The organism is Alteromonas sp. IB21 (assembly GCF_016405965.1).
Classification (GTDB): domain Bacteria; phylum Pseudomonadota; class Gammaproteobacteria; order Enterobacterales; family Alteromonadaceae; genus Alteromonas.
In genome coordinates, this window is record NZ_JAEFCD010000029.1 from 45,595 (window position 1) to 64,687 (window position 19,093).

At 42.2% G+C, this 19,093-nt stretch carries 14 protein-coding genes and 1 tRNA gene; 1 reads left to right on the forward strand and 14 read right to left on the reverse strand.

The genetic code is table 11. From position 1 onward, the window contains the following. Positions 1 to 151: 151 nt before the first annotated feature. From JC525_RS16830 to hsdR, 8 genes are all read right to left on the reverse strand, one after another. The gene (locus JC525_RS16830; protein WP_198816862.1) at positions 152 to 1,747 is read right to left on the reverse strand and encodes a pentapeptide repeat-containing protein; all 1,596 of its coding nucleotides are present in this window, start codon (positions 1,745 to 1,747) and stop codon (positions 152 to 154) included. A 136-nt stretch (positions 1,748 to 1,883) separates the two neighbouring features. Continuing rightward, positions 1,884 to 2,924 (reverse strand): hypothetical protein, encoded by a 1,041-nt coding sequence (locus JC525_RS16835; RefSeq protein ID WP_233095266.1) that lies wholly within the window; start codon positions 2,922 to 2,924, stop codon positions 1,884 to 1,886. Further along, positions 2,921 to 4,015: a hypothetical protein gene (locus JC525_RS16840; RefSeq protein WP_198816863.1), complete on the reverse strand. Its 1,095-nt coding sequence runs from the start codon at positions 4,013 to 4,015 to the stop codon at positions 2,921 to 2,923. The genes JC525_RS16835 and JC525_RS16840 overlap by 4 nt, the downstream gene beginning before the upstream one ends. Continuing rightward, positions 4,015 to 5,772 (reverse strand): AAA family ATPase, encoded by a 1,758-nt coding sequence (locus JC525_RS16845; protein ID WP_198816864.1) that lies wholly within the window; start codon positions 5,770 to 5,772, stop codon positions 4,015 to 4,017. Before JC525_RS16845 ends, JC525_RS16840 begins: the two co-directional genes overlap by 1 nt. Continuing rightward, positions 5,772 to 7,247: a restriction endonuclease subunit S gene (locus tag JC525_RS16850; protein WP_198816865.1), complete on the reverse strand. Its 1,476-nt coding sequence runs from the start codon at positions 7,245 to 7,247 to the stop codon at positions 5,772 to 5,774. The genes JC525_RS16845 and JC525_RS16850 overlap by 1 nt, the downstream gene beginning before the upstream one ends. A gap of 6 nt (positions 7,248 to 7,253) precedes the next feature. Next, entirely contained in the window at positions 7,254 to 8,858 is a 1,605-nt protein-coding gene (locus tag JC525_RS16855) for a class I SAM-dependent DNA methyltransferase (protein ID WP_198816866.1), read from the reverse strand. A 28-nt stretch (positions 8,859 to 8,886) separates the two neighbouring features. Continuing rightward, positions 8,887 to 9,966, reverse strand: a complete 1,080-nt coding sequence (locus tag JC525_RS16860) for a Fic family protein (protein ID WP_198816867.1) — start codon at positions 9,964 to 9,966, stop codon at positions 8,887 to 8,889. Positions 9,967 to 10,083: 117 nt separating this feature from the next. Next, on the reverse strand, positions 10,084 to 13,605 hold the full coding sequence (gene hsdR / locus JC525_RS16865; RefSeq protein ID WP_198816868.1) for a type I restriction-modification system endonuclease: 3,522 nt from the start codon (positions 13,603 to 13,605) through the stop codon (positions 10,084 to 10,086). Between the two features lie 831 nt (positions 13,606 to 14,436). On the opposite strand from hsdR, the gene JC525_RS16870 reads away from it, so the two are divergent. After that, positions 14,437 to 15,162, forward strand: coding sequence for a hypothetical protein (locus tag JC525_RS16870; protein ID WP_198816869.1), 726 nt, complete (start codon positions 14,437 to 14,439; stop codon positions 15,160 to 15,162). Between the two features lie 66 nt (positions 15,163 to 15,228). Here JC525_RS16870 and JC525_RS16875 read toward each other — a convergent pair. From JC525_RS16875 to JC525_RS16900, 6 genes are all read right to left on the reverse strand, one after another. After that, positions 15,229 to 15,304 (reverse strand) — tRNA-Pro (locus tag JC525_RS16875). A 129-nt stretch (positions 15,305 to 15,433) separates the two neighbouring features. Continuing rightward, positions 15,434 to 16,327: a hypothetical protein gene (locus JC525_RS16880; RefSeq protein ID WP_198816870.1), complete on the reverse strand. Its 894-nt coding sequence runs from the start codon at positions 16,325 to 16,327 to the stop codon at positions 15,434 to 15,436. A gap of 129 nt (positions 16,328 to 16,456) precedes the next feature. After that, positions 16,457 to 16,921 carry an RNase H family protein gene (locus tag JC525_RS16885; RefSeq protein WP_198816871.1) on the reverse strand — a complete coding sequence of 155 codons (465 nt, stop codon included), beginning with the start codon at positions 16,919 to 16,921 and terminating at the stop codon, positions 16,457 to 16,459. Positions 16,922 to 16,937: 16 nt separating this feature from the next. Then, positions 16,938 to 17,696 carry a hypothetical protein gene (locus tag JC525_RS16890; RefSeq protein ID WP_198816872.1) on the reverse strand — a complete coding sequence of 253 codons (759 nt, stop codon included), beginning with the start codon at positions 17,694 to 17,696 and terminating at the stop codon, positions 16,938 to 16,940. Between the two features lie 4 nt (positions 17,697 to 17,700). Next, the gene (locus JC525_RS16895) at positions 17,701 to 18,462 is read right to left on the reverse strand and encodes a hypothetical protein (RefSeq protein WP_198816873.1); all 762 of its coding nucleotides are present in this window, start codon (positions 18,460 to 18,462) and stop codon (positions 17,701 to 17,703) included. A 192-nt stretch (positions 18,463 to 18,654) separates the two neighbouring features. Next, positions 18,655 to 18,849 (reverse strand): hypothetical protein, encoded by a 195-nt coding sequence (locus JC525_RS16900; protein WP_198816874.1) that lies wholly within the window; start codon positions 18,847 to 18,849, stop codon positions 18,655 to 18,657. Positions 18,850 to 19,093: the final 244 nt, after the last annotated feature.

Genomic DNA, 19,093 nt, shown 5'->3' on the forward strand with positions numbered 1-19,093 from the left:
ATAGTGGTACTCCCGTCAGAGCGACACTATATAGTGATACGTAGCATTACGTTTCGGGTGCCGAAATGTGCTGCTAGTGTACAAATGGGTGCACTATCCCTAGTTAAAAACTTCCATATTTCACGCAATCTACATGCTGTAAATATTGCTATTAGTTGCGTTTTATCCGCGTACGGATTGATACGGCAAACAGGGCAATAATAATGGGGCCTATAACTGCGTATAGCGTATTTATTAAATAAACGGGGGAGTTTTTCGGTAGATTATCAAAAATTTCAAGCTTATCTTTTTGAAGTGTTAAAGTCTGTATCGAGTATGTTAGTACACCTCTAATTCCTTCAAGGTTAATCTTGATAGAATTCATTAGTGTTTCAAAACCGTTCAACGATGAGCTTATATCCACTTCTGAAGTATTCACCTCAATTAGTGACTCATTAGCGTAAATTGAATAATCCCATAGGTGATAAGCATTTAGAAAAGTGAGTAGTGACAACCATAAAAACACTCTTAAAGGGCTGGTCCCATAGTTGCTAAAAATTTTATATGCAGCAGGCACACTCAGTAACCAACGCCGCCACCATTTTAGCTGCCTTCGCTTAGCTTCCATCTCCCCTACGAAAAAATCATTCGCTAATCCAAAGTCCTTATTCTCTTCAAGTGAGTACCTTATATTTCGATAGGTATTCTCGATCCCTGGCAGCATCTCGCGCCTGCTGTAATAATCATATTGTTGGTGAAAACTTAGTTCATCAAACAATCCATTGCGCCTAATCTTTTTCTGCCGCCAATCATTCCCTATAAAATTAACGCCGCGAAGGTCAGTATTTCGAAAACTCGCTTCAGAAAGTCTTACTCCATTGAAAGTAACCCTTTTAGGATCCGCAAAGTTTATTTCTTCAAGCATGGCTCTGCTATTGAAAAGAACATACAGAACTACGTGTTCTCGTCTGTGCGGAAATCTAACGCGATAACGGTTAAACGCTCTTAGAAGACTTGTTCTTATCTTTCGTAGAAACTTTTTCACAAATCCCACGAAAGTTCGAATATAGTGGCGAATGCGGCTTTTGAGAAATGACTTATAGTTTCTATACTGGTATTTAATCTTTGTCCAAGTATTAACTTCAGGTCCAGGTTTCTGAGTTACTACTACAGATGGGCCGGCTACAGTAAAACTAACTGCGGAGCTCGCGGATAGTGAAACGGTTTTGGTTTGTATAAATGTTGCCTTACTAGAGAAGTGACAACGGTTGAAGTTAGCTAACTGTTTTAAAGCTCCCGAAATAAAGAATTCACCATCAAACTTTACTTCTTTTGCGATAAAACTTTCTTCTACTTCAATAGACGCAGCTTTAAAAAAGCTAAACTCTAGTCCGCTAAGATCAACTGAGCCTTTGAATTTGCAGGTTTGTAGTTCCAAGCTGCTAATTTCACAACCAGTCATATCTACATTGCCTTCAAACACGCCCTGTTTTATTTTGACTCCATAAAGGCTCGCATTTCGTAATCTCAATGATGTTTTACACACCACATTTTCTAGCTCTTTAGTTATTGGGAAGTTAAAGCCTCTCCAATCACCGTCTCCCTTTAAATCCAGTCGTTTCAATCTCCACCAAAAACGCTTTTGAGCATCACCCTGCCTTATAGTTTGATGGAATAGGCACAGCTCTGCCTCATTAAGCGCTTTTTCTTCTGCTGGATGCTTACAGGTTTCGCCATTTCCATGGTTGTAACTGCACTTTTTGGTCATTTTCTATTACCTCCATGTATTTCGACAGCTGGGAACATTTTTAGTGTTTGACTCTAAGCAAGCATTTTTCCCCTGCAACTTTTACCCGCATTTTGTAGTTGGTGTTATCAATTCGACGCTATGAATAAAAAACTACTTAATTATCTTGAGTCATACAGCTAATTCCCAAAATTTTTAGCAATCTCCTAAACTCTTCATTATCCGAATCACTTTTCCAGCGGTTGATAAATCGGCAAACAACTTGAAGATTATCTCTCTCGTAGTGACCGTTGCTATCGATTCTGTCCAAGGAGCAAATAAGCTCTTTATCGCCATCCTTCTCGTCCATTTCCAGTGGCAGTTCTGTTAATGCGCACATGCCTTCCTGGGCTTCAATCAAAGCGGTTATGTAGTCCTCAAGCTCAATTTCATTGCGGAACTTCACATCTTTATTTTTAACCACCCTTTCTACTGTTTGCCCATTAGATTGTTTCGCTGTAGTAAATGCCATTCTTGCCATTCGCATAGCTGCTTTTCTGGCGCTGTTCGCATAGGTTACAGGATTATATTCTTTTGAAGCATTGGCATTTTTCTTTTTCCACAGTTCCTGCTCATGCCAAGGCGATAGATCTTCGCCATTTATTAAAGCGATAGCATATTCAGCATTTTCAGGCTTTAATTGCTGGAGTGTAGCTTCGGTTGATAAGAAATCTTTCGCTTTTGGATGAAGACCACGCCATAGAAGCTGTTGCCCTGACCTACTGCGGTCTGACCATTGCTTACATGGTTTATGACAGACAACAACGTCTCTTTTTCGGCCAACAGGCTCTTTCTTGTTTTCAAAGAAATGAGGGGCATTTTTTGAAATAGTCCAGTATAGCTTCTCGCCATCTCTATGAATCCAGAGATCATCAGCTGTCTCAGAGATGATCGTCATGAGGTTATACCAACGTGATGCAGTTTGTCTGGTTGGCGCTTGTCCCCTGGCTGACTTATCATTTTTCATTCGGGAAACGATGTACTCTTCCTTTTTACCTTGCTCCCATAGTGGCTGTGCTTTGATATCGTTCATAGTTGCGACAGTGCCTTTTGCTTTACAGACTGGCCACTCGTAATTTTCTTCGCCAAAGTTGGCTATATAAACTCTCAAGCTATCTTCATCCTTGTTTAAAAAATAATGAAAAAAGAAGTCAATCAACCGCCGCTTAAAATAAAATCACCACCATCAGCGCCCTGCTCTTGCATAAAACCTAATTTAGCGGCGAAAGGTGCGAGTTCAACCAGCTCTAGCGCTGCAAATAATTTCTGATACCAAAACACCCACTCCTTCCGTTTAAAAGTCTTTTCAGCAATAGGTCTTGCTTCATCTTGTATTCTGCTAAGAAGGTGAGCTTCATCAATCGGGTCAATTTCATCTATAATAATATTCTCAATCGAACACAATTCCGCCTCTACGCGACTTCTGATCTCGTAGACCTCATCCCATGTCTCTAACTTTTCCAGTGCTATTGCATCTTGAGTGGACCAGATAACTTTGGTAGCTGGCTCAGGGTCGGATAAATTACTAATTTCAATATTAACAAAGCCCCTCGCTTCTTCGGTGTATGGATAAAAAGCTAAGCGGGAATTCCCATCGCTACTTTTGAAGAGATCCTTTGCTTTTTTTGCGTACTGATTACAAACACTACATAAGGGAATAAGATTGTAAGGATTAACCGCAAAAATCGGATACTTAGATTTACAAAGTTGATGATCGTAGTCTGAACGCCATTGTCTTTGTTCTGGAATACCAGCTCTAATCACTGCCAGTTTTTCCATACCACAAGCTTTGCAAACGTTTCCGTTAATGGCTGAAGATCTATACTCAGAAAAATGAGAATTTATGTTAACCCCTCCAGCGGCAGCAACAATAGGAACTAAATCTTTTGTCGCGCTGTATAGGTGTGAGCTCAACTCTTTAAGTGAATTTCGACAGTCACCATTCAAGAAATCTAAAAGTCCTCTCTGTGGATTGCCAAAGAATACCTCTAAGTCCTGATTATTCTGCATTGCCAGAAAAAGCTGCTGTTTGGTATCGCCATCAGCATTACCAAGATCTTCGAATAGTTTTTGAAACTTATCCAGGGTGTTTCCGTTCGCCCAGCAAGCATCGCCGATAGCACCCACAGTGAATAATTGGCGGTCAAAATCGTCTTTATTTACTGCCGCTTCGAGAAAATGCAATAGTTCTAAGTTGAGTAAGCGAAATACTTCGAAACAAGGAGTTCCATCTACTAAACGAAATAACATTACTTTGTTAGCTTCCTTATCATATATGCTCTTTCCGCAGACAATCCGAGATTATTTTCGATCCAAACTTTCGCTTGTTGTTCACCTTGCTCTAGTTGCTTACGAATTTCTTCAATCACGCTTTGAGAGATCAACGAGCGTAGTCCAAATAGTTCTTTTATTAGCACATCAAATGATGCACCGTAAGTCTCGTTTTGCGCCATGTTCATCTGTATAAGTCCGTTGTCGTCTCGCCGGAATTGATAAACATTTTGGCGCTTGAGAGAAGAGACCATAAATGGAGAATGTGTCGAGAGAAAAACCTGTGATTTTGTTGCTTTGTTACCGGCATTCAACGCATCAGAAACGTATTTATGAAAAGAAGTTCGCCAGGCTGGATTTAAATGCGTCTCTGGTTCGTCGAGTAAAAATAGAGTATTTTCCTGCGAATACAATTTTAATATCGCTAATATCTGCAGTAACTGCGACTCACCATCTGATAACTCTTCAAAAGCAACTGAAGTTAAATTATCCCCTTCTAGCATCAAACGCTTAGCTGCTAATGCTAACTTTACTCTAAGGGGCTTTTTAACTGTCCCAAAAAAATAATTTCTATCCAGTTGATATCGGTCATGCGCGCTAATATTTTTTAGGCTCAACTGCTGAGTCTTATACAAGCGCTCGAAAAGCCTAAATGGGTTAAGTACGCCATTGGTTGATAGTCTGCTATCGTGAGCTAGCCGGCTGAGATCTAAGCTAATGGTACCCTTCAATGCATCTAATTCGTAGTACTCAAATTCTTCTGAGGTTGTTTTTCTGCCCTGATACTCAACATTTCCAGCTCCTGCTAATCTAATAAAGGACCTAACATTTTCTACTACTTCGTCGGCTATATATGGCTGAGTAAAATCAAATTCGAGTAACAGCAACGTTGGTTTTGAGTAAGAAAGCTTGTACAACTTATTTTTTTTCGCTAAATCTTGGGCATAAAAAGACTGGTATTCAAAATCAATAAAAGCTACAACGAGCTGTGCACTATCGTAGTCGAGGTATATCAAGTTAGAGGGCTGAGTAACCGTTTCTGGTAATTCAATCTCATCTTCAACATAACTTGCCGAGTCAAAATCAAACAAATATGAATGATTTCGTTGATACCTTTTTAGAAGATCTATTTTGTTCTTTCTAAACTGATTAAAAGCAGATTCCGAATTATTTAGATCATTCTCATATGCCAGGTCTAATGCACGTTTTTCTTTATGGTAACGTGCTCTAGCTTTCAGTGCCTTAAACAGCTGGTTTGCATTTTTTAAAAACGGACGTTGTAAGTTTTCATTCAGGCCGGAGGAATATCCCACAATATGCGGTAAGGGTAATTGTTCTAAGCCTATTTTTATTGATTGGTCGGCTTGCTCAACATCGATTGGCTGTACGTCACCACCATTGACTGATACCGAAAATTTGGGATCGGTAAAACCATCAGCAACTCGGAGTTTTTCACCGAATACTTCCGCATGAGCAGAAGGTGCTGCATTTACATAACCGCTCATGCTATAAACCAGCGAAAAGTCGAACCCTAAATGCCCTTTGTTTTTAAAATCAGTTCGCTGCAAACGTTCTAGATAGGCAAAACACTCTGCAATTAACTCCAATAGTTGGGATTTGCCAGAGCCATTTAAACCAATAAATGCGATGACATTGTCATCGGCATCCTCAAAATTAAAGGTCTGATCTTTCAATCCTTTGTACTGCCCTTCCAAAGTTAGCGACAGCAAACGCATCAGGATTTTTTCCTTACACTACTTTTTCTAACCGGCTTCAACGCTTCACGTTCTGCTTTAATTTTTTCTAGCAAAGCCTCGGCACTATTTTCTCCACAGAGCAAATCAGGGTTAGCTTCACGCCAAGTGGCAGTGAGTTCGCCTTTGAAAGCCTGAGCCAAAATTGATTGGGTAAGTTTGTCAACACGTTCTAAGGCCGCATTAGCTTTTTGCTCAATGCTATCAGCAAAGCCGAAAAGAACGTCTACTCTACTTACAATTTCTATTTGTTCGTCATATGCAGGAAAAGGAACTGGTAAGCCTCTGAACTTTGCTGCCTTTATTCCTTTGGCAGCAGTTCCTGTTGCGTTTAAGTCAACAACCTTTTGAAATTGTTCGGTCAACATAAAATAATAGTGGAATTTAGAAATCAATTGTCCGTAAGGCTGCAAAGTCAAAGTTCTTTGTGCCAACGCAATATCAGAACCAATACCGTTCAAAGCCACACAACCCATTGTGTGGCCTTCTGTAACGAAAAAAATATCGTTTAATTTAGACTTTCCACGAGTCATCCAAGAATCATAATCTTGCTCACTAATGTACTCTACTGGCTCGTCTGACAGATATCCCATCTTGATATTTTTAGCTGTGTACAACCTTTTGCCCGATTGAGATTTTCTAGGTGTCTTTCCTCGGTAATCTATGAAGCGGTATAGATCGTCAAATTTAGATAAAGCCCAAGAACTAGAAATCATATCTTCTACTAGATCATGAAATGACGTAGGTTCGGTTTTTCTCTTCTTACAATCTGTGAATCGCAATTCACTCGCCAAATCTGCTCTAGCATCTAACCTTTTTCCTTTTCGCCATTTGTCTGTTAATTTCCCACTCATAGCGGCGGTTAGGACTGATTGGCGGTAGCTTTTTAGAATTTCGGGGATGCGTTCGAGACGGGCTTTGGTGGTTTCCACCTGAGCCAGCAGTGTATCGATTTTATCAGCAATGGCTTTTTGTTCTGCTAGTGGTGGCACTAGAACCGGAAAGGTCTCCACAAAAGAACGAGGAACACGTCGCAAGCCAACAGCTCCCGTCATATTTGCAGCTCCTTCGCTAAGAAACTTATATGACTTAACAATAGAAAAAAGAAATCGAGAAGATATTTCTTGTATAGCAGGACGTATTACATAAAACTCTGAACTGCCTGCGCCAATTTTATTTGGCAACCCCTTTACAATCGCAGCTTTACCATTTTCAAAACATGGTGTGACTTTAGCCACTAAAACGTCGTGTTCTCTAAAATTTGTATAAGACTTTTTAATCTCGCTCCAATACTTCTCTTCAAATTTTAAATTGTCTGAATAGTTGGTTGGAGCATGTGACATTGGAACAAACCCTGCAACTGTTTCAGGTGCAGCATCAATTTTCTTGGGGTTGATATCAGCGATTTCTGAGATTGTAGCCTCAACCCATCCGTAGGGTAATTGTTTGTCGCTCATATCCAGTTACCCCTTGAGCGATTCAAGTAACGTATCGAGCTCACGTAATGCAGATTCCAACTCATTTTTAGCCTCTAGAGCCAATAAATCTGGTTCAGGCAAGTCTGCAGCATCCACACTGTCTTTATCTTTCAGCCAAGAAATATCTAAAGAATCGCCTTTTGTTTCGCGTATCCACTCACGGCTAAAGCAGCGCCAGCGGGAGTGCGCCAGGCGGTCATCAACCCCCCGGTTTTCTTTCACCACTTCTTTGTCGACGTCAATCTCTTGTGCACCAAAGCTGTACTCACCTTCTTTGCGTTGGCTTGTGCCATCAGATAAGTCGCCATATACTTTTTCGAAAGCGCCCAAATGTGGATCTGTACCAAATTCTTCTTTCGCAAATCCAAGATCCGACTTACCAAACGGGGTGCGTTTACCAAAGCCAGGCATATTGGTTCGCAGGTCATACACCCACACATTTTCCGTACAGTTTTCTTCCTGGAGTTTGTCTTTTGCAGAACCTTTAGTAAAAAACAGGACATTTGTTTTTACGCCCTGGGCATAAAAAATGCCGGTAGGTAGACGTAAAATCGTGTGCAGGTTGCATTTATTCATTAAGTCACGGCGAACATCGGTGCCTACACCGGCTTCGAACAGTACGTTATCCGGCAGCACTACGGCCGCCCGGCCACCAGGTTTTAAATTGCGATAAATATGCTGTAAAAACGCTAGTTGTTTGTTAGTGGTTTTGTATGTGAGATCGTCTCTGGTATTCGATGCTTCGCCACCTTTACTGGTACCGAAAGGCGGATTAGCCAGAATAATATCAGCTTGCTTTAAATCCTTCCCAGCATCGCCCAATGCATTTCCAAGATGCACTACGCCCTCTTCATCGCCTTCCATACCGTGCAGCAAGCAATTCATTAACGCTAGGCGCCTTGTATTGGGTACTAATTCCACGCCAACAAACGCTTTGTTTTTCTGGAAATCAGCTTCTTTAGCAGAAAGTTCTAAGTAATCATCGGTTTGTTCACGCATATACTGGTCGGCAGCAACTAAGAATCCTGCTGTGCCTACCGCTGGGTCTTGTATCACCTCGCCAACTTGCGGCTTAATGCAGCGCACCATACAGTTGATTAGCGCGCGAGGTGTGAAGTACTGCCCTGCCCCGGATTTCGTTTCCGATGCGTTCTTTTCTAAAAGCCCTTCATACAAATCACCTAACCCGTCTTTTTGGGCGCTAAACCAATCAATATGGTCGAGGGTTTTGATCATTTGTTCTAGATGGCGTGGTTCACGCAGTCGAGTTTGTGCATCGGCGTAGATTGCACTGATAAGTGGGTCTTCATGCACAATATTACCGTCTGAATCTTTACCTGTTGATAGGCTTAATAGAATGCGTTTGTAGTCGTTTAGCAGGTTAATACCCGACTTTTCGTTGATGTCTGTCCAGCGGCACCCCTCTGGTAGTGGATGGCGTTTTAATACGCCCGCTTCAGTGTTCTCATGCACCATTTTTATGAATAACAGAAGTACCAACTCGGTTACGTAATCTGAATAATTAATGCCGTCGTCGCGAAGTACGTCGCAGAGGTTCCAGAGTTTTTGAACGATGTCGTTATTGGTCATATTTGTCTCTTTATAAATTATTTGGTTCTTAGCTGTGTGCTATTAGTACTTTGCACAATGGCTCATTAATGTAGTAGTTGGCGCGGCCAATTTTTTGTTTGGTTAAAAAGCCGTGTTCTACTAGCTGCTCTAAATATTTAGTGGCGGTTATTCGCGTTACCCCTAGCTCATCAATAATAAAATCGATTTTGGTATAGGGGTGATGAAACAGGTTATTGAGTAAATCCTGGCTATAAATTTTGGGTAGTTGTTCACGAATACCGTGTTTTACATCGGTCATCAGGCTTTTCATCTCGGTAATGAGTGAGATAGTGTTTTGTGCTGTGTCGATAACCCCATCAAGCATAAAGGCTATCCAAGGTTCCCAGTTACCAGTATCACGCACAGCCTGCAAATTATTATAGTAATCTGCTTTGTGCTGAATAATAAAACGGCTTAAATACAGTACCGGCAGGTTAAGCAAGTCTTTAATCACCAGGTACAAAATATTCAGGATCCGCCCTGTGCGGCCATTGCCGTCGTAGAATGGGTGAATGCTTTCAAACTGATGATGGATGATGGCCATTTTTACCAGCGGATCTGCATCACATAACTCATCGTTATTAATGAACTGCACCAGGTTATCCATTAGCGCTGTTATATCGTCTGCATGTTGTGGTGGTGTATACACCACCTCGCCCGTACGGGCATTTTTCAAATCCGTGCCAGGTAATTTGCGTAAACCTGCGTTGTTGTGTTCCAGGTTTTGCTGGATGGCGAGAATGTCACTTAAGCGAATGAGCTTGCTTTGCCGTGCTGTTTGAAAGCCCTGCTTTAATGCTACCGCGTAATCCTGCACTTCTTTGGTTGCAGGGCTGGTAATGGCTTCTTCAAATAGGTTGGCTTTGTAAAGCTCATCATGCGTGGTTACGATGTTTTCCACTTCCGAGCTGTCTTTTGCTTCCTGTAAGGCAAGCGTATTGATTAGAATTGCTTCATTGGGAATGCTGGCGGCAACACCCTTTAATTCGGCCAGATAGCGGTGAGCTTCAGCCACCTTTTTGAGTACTGCGCGGGTTTCCCACTGCTCTATATTATCAAGTGGTAACAATGGGATAGATGCTGGCATGATTAATATTATGTCCTTCTTTATACATGTAGCTCTGCATATGTATAGATTTCGCAAAAAATTATACATGTACTGTATAACATGTATAGTTTTTCTGCTTATTTATACATATAAGGTTTATGCACTTTGGGGAGGCCACATTGCATCACCCAGTTCATCCAGTACCACATCCAGTTGATTACCCAGTACCTTATCCAGCTGCTTTGCTCCGCCCTGCTCTGCAAATCGGCTGTTTACGAATTCTCTATCTATGATTACTTCGTGAACCAGTTGTTTTGCCAGGCGCTCAAGCCATTTGCGCTGTGCGGGTAACCAGTTATGACTTTCATATATTCGCAACATAGCCTGTGCAACACGTTGCTCAAAGGGTAACAATGGCTCGCCGAATGCTGCGCGGCGAATATGGCCAATGATGCTTGCTGCAATATCTTGGTTAGTTTGGTTACGCACCGCACTTTGTAGTTTAGCTTCTGAGTATCCAGCACCATCAAGCAATAGCTTAATTTCTTTTAGTTGATCGCGAGTCAGATCTCGGGGTTTATTCACCACTACAGCAAGGGCTGCACTTTGGTTAAGCTGCTCTTTTATAAACTGGTTAAAGCTGTCCAAGTAATCTTCTGGCTTTTGATGTACACCGTAGCTTTGGGTGCGTTCTCTTATTTCATCATGATGCTCAGAAATTATAGGCTGGCGTTCACTGCCCAGTAGCTCATTCACTTCTGCTAACTGGTTTATCAGACCGCTATGTTTTGTTATGAAGGCCGAGGCCTGCTTAGGGCCAAGCTCATGTAAATGTTTATGCAAGCTTTTGGGCTCAACGCCCCATAAACCTTGTAATTCATCCAGTTTTTGCTTAAGTGCGGGTTTGCTTTCAGCTTTTTTACCGGCTTTTCGCATTACGCGCATCACTTTTTGGCTAAGTTGACTTAGCACTACATCGGCATGGCTCTGCTCTGGCGCATCACCAGGCGCATTCAATGCGCGTTCCAATTGTTCCGGATTAGTGATTTCGTGTACCAATTGCTCCAACGTAATCTTGGGATCTTTAACCAGTGGCTTCATGGTATTAACATCGGCCAGTGCGGCATAAATATCCACCGGGTCATAAATTCGAAATACCGTTTTACCAATGTCATCACAGCGGCGGGTAGCACGGCCAATCATTTGCTCATACAAAATCCGTGATTTAACCCGCCGCATAAAAACGAGGTTACAAATTTTGGGAACATCGATACCGGTGGTCAGTAGGTCTACAGTAATGGCAATATTTGGATAGCGTTCGTTTTTATACTGTCGAATGAGCTGTTCCACTTTGTCGCTTTGCCCGGTGATTTTAACGACTGCCGCTTGGTTATATTCACCGTTATAAAGGTCTTTAAACGCTTCGTCTAAAAGTCGCTTTACCATATCGGCATGCAAATCGGTTGCGCAGAAAATCAGAGTTTTTTCATCCCCGAACGGATCGAGTTCTTGAACCAGTTGCTGACAAATCACTTTGTTGAAGTTTTCATTAATTACTTTGCGATTAAAAGCTTCCACTTCAAAATTAAGTTCATCGTCTAGCTCTGCGCTTTGTACTTCACCAGTTTGGGTATTAATGGCACTAACTTCATCGCCTTTGGCAAATTTAATCCCGTTTTGCGTGAGTAAGGTTTCGTATCGAATTGGCGGTTCGTGATCTATTAGCCAGTCATCCGCTACCGCTTCCCGGTATGAATAGGTATAAACAGGTTTGCCAAAGATTTCACTGGTGTGTTTCGCTGGCGTCGCAGTTAAGCCAATTTTGACGGCATCAAAATAGTCGAGCACCCGGCGGTAACTGGAAAGATACTGACTCGCACCCCGCGTAGCGATTTCGCCTTCGGTCATTTCCTGGTCGAGCGTATACCCTCTGTGGGCTTCATCAATAATAATACAATCAAACTGGTCTAACGGTGGCGGGTTGTCGCTCATAAATATGCGCTTTACCATGGCTTGTACGGTTGCAACCTGCACACGCGTTTCAGCCTCAGCAGCCATATCTCCCAGCTCTGCAACATTATAGATTTTAGATAAGGTATGATTTTGTTCTAGTGGTGCTTCATTAAACGCATCAATGGCTTGCTGACCAAGTGCGGTGCGATCTACCAAAAATAGAATACGCTTAAATCGCTCAGCCTTTAGAAACCGGTACATCAAACCAATGATGGTGCGCGTTTTACCGGTTCCTGTTGCCATAGCTAACAGCGCCGTGCGTACTTCTTTCGCTAGCGTATTTTCAACCGCAATAATGGCTTTTTGCTGATAATCGCGAACTTTTAAATAGCCGAATGGCTCAGTTTTTAGTTTTTTCTCAGCCTCTTCTTTACTGCGTTTGAGTTTGTCAATTAAGCCTTCTGGCGTATGAAACTTAGGGAGTGCACGTTTAGTATTGGCAGGTTCGCGCACATCCCGAAACCAGGTTCCAGACTGTTCGGCCAGTTGGGGAACGTAAGGGCGACCATTGCAAGAATAAACAAACGGGATTTTATAATGGCTTTCTTGTTCATCAGGCCAGGCAATTGTTAAACCTGCTAATTCCCATGCGCCCAGCATAGGAGGTGAAACACTAAAACCCTTGCTATATCGTTCTGCTTGCGAAATTTTTCCTGCAACGTTGGTGTTTTCTTTCTTCGCCTCAACCACGGCCATGGGCGTTAAACCGTAAAACAGTACATAGTCTGCTCTACCTTTTTCGCCATTATGCTCGGTAGGCCATTCGGCAATCGCGATATTACTGCCTTTTTCTGGTCGAGCCCCACTTTTATAAGTAAGCGCTTCGCTATCGGCTGTCCAACCCGCTTCTAACAGTTGCTGATCGATTAAAATGCGGGTTAGCGCTTCATCCAACACTATGTGTTGCGTTGCCGCCTGTGTGTTTTTGTTTATCTGATTGCGTTGGGCAGTTTGCGTTTTCTCATCAGCCGCCGCTAACTGAGCTTGAAGTGCCTTTATCTTTGTTTCGTAATCCTTACGTTGTGCTTGTAAGGCATCTTCATGTTCAGACGCTTGCTTCGCCAAAGACCGAGATTCCTCGTCCATTGCCATTGCCAATGCTTCATATTCTGCTTTTTCTTTGGCTACGAGCTCATGAAGTTGATTGCTGGAATCCAAGTCAACATTCGCTTGTTCTAAATCACTTTTTAACTTTGCAATTTCAGACTGTAACTGACGTAACTGTTCGCTGGGGTCTGCAGGTGGAATAAAGGGGCCAGGTTTAAATTGAACCCCTGATTTTCCGAAAGACTGGTGAAACCATATGGCTAGTTTACGTGCAACCACTAAACCATTCATGGCTTCTTTGTGCTGAGTTCTGAATGTATGGATTGCTTTATTACCTTCCATTCTAAGAGTATGGAATAACTCTCTGACTACCGGCTCTAGCTGTAACTCACGGTTAATTTTGTAGATCAGATCAGCCTGGGAAGTCTTATCGTCAAACTCAATTCCAACCAATGCTGCAATGTGCTGTGCCAGCGCTTCACCCAGTTGCCTAAGCTTCATTAATGTTGTGTTGGGATCGCTCGAGAAGGCTTTTTCAGCAGAGGAGGCAATTTCCACTAAAAGTGAATCATGCTCTTGTAGAAACCCAAAGTTACTTTGCTGGATAGAGGATGCCATGTTTAAGAAACTCCATTTCACCTTGACGCTGGTTCAATCAGAACTCAGTAGTACTTTTTTATTCTGTGTGTATTGCAAAGAAGAGACTACCACAAATACTTAATTTCACTATACTTTAGTAGTGAGTATAAAACCATAAAACTACAGAATCGGTGCGTTGAATTACTTTTTTTGAATCCTTGGTTTAACCACTTAAAAATATATATGAATTCGTACGGTCGAAGCCATTTAATTAGAACGTTACGCACATCAACCGACTTTTTAAATATAATTATTAAACATGAATACAAGGAGAATCATCGCTTTTCTCTAAACAATTCATGCAATGATGGAGGGTAAATTACACGTGGGGCCTATGACCTCACACCCTCTTTTGTCTGCACTTCACTGGACATTCCGTTTCAACAAAATTCATCCGATGCCGCCGCCGGTCGTGCCGCCCGACCAACTGCGTTTAAAACGGTCGAGTCGCTACGCTCCGAAACTGAAGGGAATTTCGACCGGCCTTCGGCTGATTGCATCATTTAAAACACAGTTGGTCTGCCGCTCGTTTCACTCCCTCCGAAGGCGGCCTGCAGACCTTTAGTCTGTCACTGGGGTGACAATCTCTCTATCAGCGCTTGGGAGCGCTTCTCCTGCACAAAGGAATGTAGATCTCATCTAGAGCTCTAACTGTGCGACTAATGAACGTTGCATTTCAAAAAAAATTCATCATATTTTCAGTCAGTTAAAGGAAAACCAAGAAAAAATCACAATTTTAAGCTTATCAGCCAAAAAAACTAGCACATTAAGTGATGTACGCACTTTTTGTAAACTATCGAGGTTTTAATTATGCTAGAAGCGTTATTTCAACAGAAACCACTACCAAACGGGATAAACAAATCACTTCTTTTCCAAATCAGTGAAATTAACTCTTTAACCCGAGATGCATTGTGGCAATGCTTATCTATTGCGACATCTGACAAGTTAACTATGACGCTTTTCGTGTCCGGCTATTTGTTTGCGATTTCATTAATTGTTGCAGGGAAATCCTTTTTAAGGGCAGACCAGGCCCTCATAACCAGAGCACTCCGTTTTGTCTTTTCAGCACTATCGTTTACTACACTTTTAGCTAGTGTTGGAATTGTCCTCTTGTTTAGTAAATATTTACTTTCAAGCTATATCAATACTGGTAAACCATGGAACATTTACAAAGAGTTTTGCATAGCAATACTGAATAACGCTTCGCTGGGGATGTTAATTGGTGCCTTTGTTATCTATTTCTGCATTAAGCGTTATATAGAACCTTGGTTCTCGTCTCTCATAGAAATTGTGTCTAAAACCGTAAACGAATATTACGATTTTCCAGATTTCGACAATGTTGTAAAACTTCTACCCAAGCGGCCTAAGAGTAAAAACTTTATTGCAAGGGTACTGAAGTCAACAAAGGGTAAGTCACTGATTTGTGTGGGCCTATCATCTGCTGATAAACCTATTTTGATAGATTTTAAGGTTGCGACTCATCCAAACCTCAAAACTGGATGCCTTTGTGGCGTCTCACTCGCACCAAAATATTAAAACGGTGCAAAATTGGGGTTTGGACATTTGAAAAATGGATTTTTGCAAGGATATCAGGAAGATAGTTGGTCGGTGTGAGAGGATTTGAACCTCCGACCCCTGACACCCCATGACAGTGCCATAAATACACCTCCACACACCAACATTCATAAGCTTATTTCAATTTAGAGACCCAAAAAGTGACCCCGAAAGTGACCCAGATAAAGCAATAATTTTGGTCGAAATTAAATTTAATCAATCTCACCAACCGCTTATTTATTGCACAGTAAATTTAAAGCAGACTACTGTTCGTCTTAACGAAATCAATATTATCTGGCTGACTAAACCTTTTGCATTCGTCAATAACAGCCACCACATCATTGAACCTAGCTTCAAGCCCGTTCAGCCTTTTCGACCACACTTCTAGTTGGGGGTATGTCAACAACTCAGGCTCGACGGGTTCTAGGTCTTTGAATAACATGGGCATCTCATCTACTAATTCTCTTTTGATTTTCGTGTAATCATTAACCGCTTTAACACCGGCTATGTAGCCCAGTGTTGTTGAAGTGGTAAGCCTATCTCTTTCCCTATCATCAAGCTTACGCCCGAGTCGAACCTCTTCCATCTCGATCTCGTATTCAGATGCTTTCTGAACATACACTATCTCTGATTGTCCAGTCATCGCCCTGCGCCTTAACTTAGTCAACTCAGATGCTTTTAGTACATGATTGTCTACGAAGTTCCTTATAGACGCATATGCCTCTACCCCCCCATACTCCTTTTTCAGGTGGTGGAGCTTCTCTTCATACTCGGTAAGTTTACATATGTGGTCAGTAATCAGCTCACGAAACCTCAGTGTATTAATGTCTCTTTTATAAGCTTTCTCATGCTCCTCGAATGAGTGGCCGAATATGTTCTTTCCACACACATGCCCGATATTGGTTTCAATAGGTAAGATTGAACCTTGTTTTCTCTTACACAAAACTAGGTAACCCTTGTTGTGTGGAGTTTTACAGGTTGAAAGACCACACCGACCTTTTTCCCCCATATCGTAGTTACTGATAATGCGGGTAATCTCGACGTCCTCTGGATTTACTTCTTGTTCAAATCGTGGACGGTCATACATCTCCTGCCAACTTTTGAGCCTATCTCCAATTTGGGCACCATCGTCAGATAGTATGTCCATATACACTCCTATATTGTTAAATGCTGACTCGCATTACCACAAGATATCAGAAACTTACACAACATTGCACGTGGCACATACAATCACCAGAAGTCCTTGATACACGAATCAGCATTTCATCCACACTCGTTAAGCAGCAGCTTCAGTCGCTAAGTTATCCGCAAGTTCATTGCCATAGATACCGCTATGACCTCGAACCCACTTAACGACAACCGTAGGCTTCTCTTGCTTCAGCTTGTCGATACGTTGCCATAGGTCTTGATTGGCTACAGGCTTCTTATTGGCATTCTTCCAGCCTTTCAGTTTCCACCCTTTGAGCCACTCGTTGTAGCCTCTAGCAATCATATCGTTGTCTGTGTGGATAATGTCTTCGGGCTCTGCCAGTTCGAGAGCCTTGATGACTGCCAGCATTTCACAGCGAACATTTGTGGTTGTCTCTCTGCCTGCTTCTGGCTCAACTCGTGCCTTGTAGGTTTCCAAGACCTCCTCTTGGTCATTCAACACGACAACGCCTAAGCCACCGTGTTTACATCCGTTCTGGTTGTTAGGCGCTGCACCATCAGTAAAGATAAGTCGTGGTGTTTGTTTACTCATATGTATATTCCTCCGATTAATGGGTTAACTGTTTAGCTAGCGCTTGTTGAACCTTCGCTAGTTCTGCTTTGTAGTCTTCAAGACGTTTAAGGCCAACCTCTGCTGAACTAATTTGTCTATTCATTTCGAGCAAGTGCTTCTTAATCTCTCGCTTGAAGTAAGCTTGTGTCTCACTAACTTGCTGTTGTCGTTCAGACTCTTTCAGTCCATCCTTGCGATTTATCTCTGCAATCTGTTTGTCTCGCTCTCGTTCCATGCTTAAAGCGAAATCAGCTTTAGACTGGTTGCAGTGCTCAATGCTGTCGTTGTACTGAGTAGCGTTAGCTTTGTTGATTGAGTCGAGTAACTCAGCACGACGATTAATAAGCTGGTCTACAGTCAGTTCAGGCACAATGTGTTGAGGACGTTTAGCGTCTTCAGGGAACACTAAGCCACTCGTGATAGTGCTCCAGATGTCATCTAGTTTCTCTTGGCGCTGTTTCTCGTTCAGGAACACAAGAGTCCAGAAGTTAGCCTCAGCCATATCTTTGAAGTCAGCCTTAGCCGTGTTGAAGTTGTCTCGAAGTTGTTTCGCCTTGGCTTCAGCTTCTCGACGTTCAATAGCTTCTTGTGTGTATTTAATGCGGTAATCATCGAACTTAATGCGACCTTGTACTTCGCTGTTATACAAGTGACTCAGTAAGTCTTGGCAGATAGCCTCAGCAGCGTTAAGACGGTCTTGTTGTTCTTTCTGACGTTCTTGTAGTTCTCTAATGATGTCAGCTTGTTTGCTCATGGATTTATCCTCCTAAGTATTTTCGTTCAAGGGATTTAATGGTTTTAATTCGGTTAAGTTGTTTGGCGTGAAAAGGGTTCTTCTCGTGCTTCTCTCTCATAACTCGCTTCTGGATGTTGGATAGGTTTAATTTGTATGTGTAATGCCTAGTCCAAAGGCCGAGGTTATTGATTGGCACATGCGATAACTCGAAGATTGGCTCAAGGATGTCTAGCATCTTCAAGGCTCTGTTAGCGTTCAGTCGATAACGCCTCTTTTTACCTGTCCTTGTGATGTGCTGAGGCATGTTAATCATCCTCACAAGGCTCTTACGGCACACAAAGATTGCTAAGGTCTTCCTGTTAGGGAATAAGTCTTTCTTGAACCAAGCAGCGAGGTAGATACACAACCACTGTTTCATGGTCACATGCCTACCTACTGCTTCAACTGAAGCTTTGAGCAGATACAGCAACTGAGAGTGAACTGGTAAGTCACCGAGTCGTCTATACGGTGATAGTGCTTCAAACTTCTCAGCGTCATCTAACAAGCCACCAAAGGCTTTCTCGTAGTGCGTTAAGTCAGCCTCTGAGTACCACTGTTTACCACCTTGAAAAGCTTTAGTTAGCTCTTGGTTGTATGAAGCATAGCGCTTGCATAGTGCTGGTGGCTTAAACGTTGGATGACCGTTGTGCAGATTAGCTTCACGGTGTCGCTTACAGTGCTTACCATACTTGGCGTTATCGATAGGACGAGAACAACCCCACACCTTGCATGTGGAAGTTGTCATAACGTTAAACCTTGTCAGTTAAGTAATTATGGATACATTCATTCACGATACTACTAGCGCTTACTTTCACGCCTCTAGTGTCTTGAAGTCGTGCTTGGTACTTCTGGACGGTCTCGAAGTTCTTGCTGGTTAAGTACACGTTGATGCAAGGCTGAGACACAACTTTGTGTGGTTTACCTAGTGCATTCATCGTTAGCCTCCAGCAACTACAGTACGTGATAGTGCGAATGCTTGAACCTTGGTAGAGATACCTTTCGATTCCTCGAAGTTAAGCATCTTCTTAGCTTCAAGGGCTTTCTCAGGCGTAGTAAATGTCACCGTACCGTCATCCATAGCGATAATCTTACCGTCACGCATAAGGCCGTATACAACGTTAATGTCAGTCATAGTGTTTCTCCTATAGTTGAAGTTTTGTGAAAATAAATTGAATACAAAGACAAGAAGGCTCTCAGGCTGCATTTAGGTATCTTTGGGCGTACCTACTGAGAACCCTCTTGTGGTTGTATTCAGTGAACGAAAGGATGCCTAGGACAAGTGCTGGAGGTAGAGCACAAGTCCATAGGCTTAGAAGGATATGTGACGTGGTCAAGCAAATTCACACAACCCAGTTAAGCAGCTTTTTCTAAGTCCG

Bases quoted from the DNA above. Each gene is read 5' to 3' on its own strand.
- hsdR (WP_198816868.1), bottom strand. From the start codon at position 13,605: ATGGCATCCTCTATCCAGCAAAGTAACTTTGGGTTTCTACAAGAGCAT.
- JC525_RS16885 (WP_198816871.1), bottom strand. From the start codon at position 16,921: ATGAGTAAACAAACACCACGACTTATCTTTACTGATGGTGCAGCGCCT.
- JC525_RS16870 (WP_198816869.1), top strand. From the start codon at position 14,437: ATGCTAGAAGCGTTATTTCAACAGAAACCACTACCAAACGGGATAAAC.
- JC525_RS16830 (WP_198816862.1), bottom strand. From the start codon at position 1,747: ATGACCAAAAAGTGCAGTTACAACCATGGAAATGGCGAAACCTGTAAG.
- JC525_RS16845 (WP_198816864.1), bottom strand. From the start codon at position 5,772: ATGCGTTTGCTGTCGCTAACTTTGGAAGGGCAGTACAAAGGATTGAAA.
- JC525_RS16890 (WP_198816872.1), bottom strand. From the start codon at position 17,696: ATGAGCAAACAAGCTGACATCATTAGAGAACTACAAGAACGTCAGAAA.
- JC525_RS16880 (WP_198816870.1), bottom strand. From the start codon at position 16,327: ATGGACATACTATCTGACGATGGTGCCCAAATTGGAGATAGGCTCAAA.
- JC525_RS16840 (WP_198816863.1), bottom strand. From the start codon at position 4,015: ATGTTATTTCGTTTAGTAGATGGAACTCCTTGTTTCGAAGTATTTCGC.
- JC525_RS16860 (WP_198816867.1), bottom strand. From the start codon at position 9,966: ATGCCAGCATCTATCCCATTGTTACCACTTGATAATATAGAGCAGTGG.
- JC525_RS16900 (WP_198816874.1), bottom strand. From the start codon at position 18,849: ATGACTGACATTAACGTTGTATACGGCCTTATGCGTGACGGTAAGATT.
- JC525_RS16895 (WP_198816873.1), bottom strand. From the start codon at position 18,462: ATGACAACTTCCACATGCAAGGTGTGGGGTTGTTCTCGTCCTATCGAT.
- JC525_RS16850 (WP_198816865.1), bottom strand. From the start codon at position 7,247: ATGAGCGACAAACAATTACCCTACGGATGGGTTGAGGCTACAATCTCA.
- JC525_RS16855 (WP_198816866.1), bottom strand. From the start codon at position 8,858: ATGACCAATAACGACATCGTTCAAAAACTCTGGAACCTCTGCGACGTA.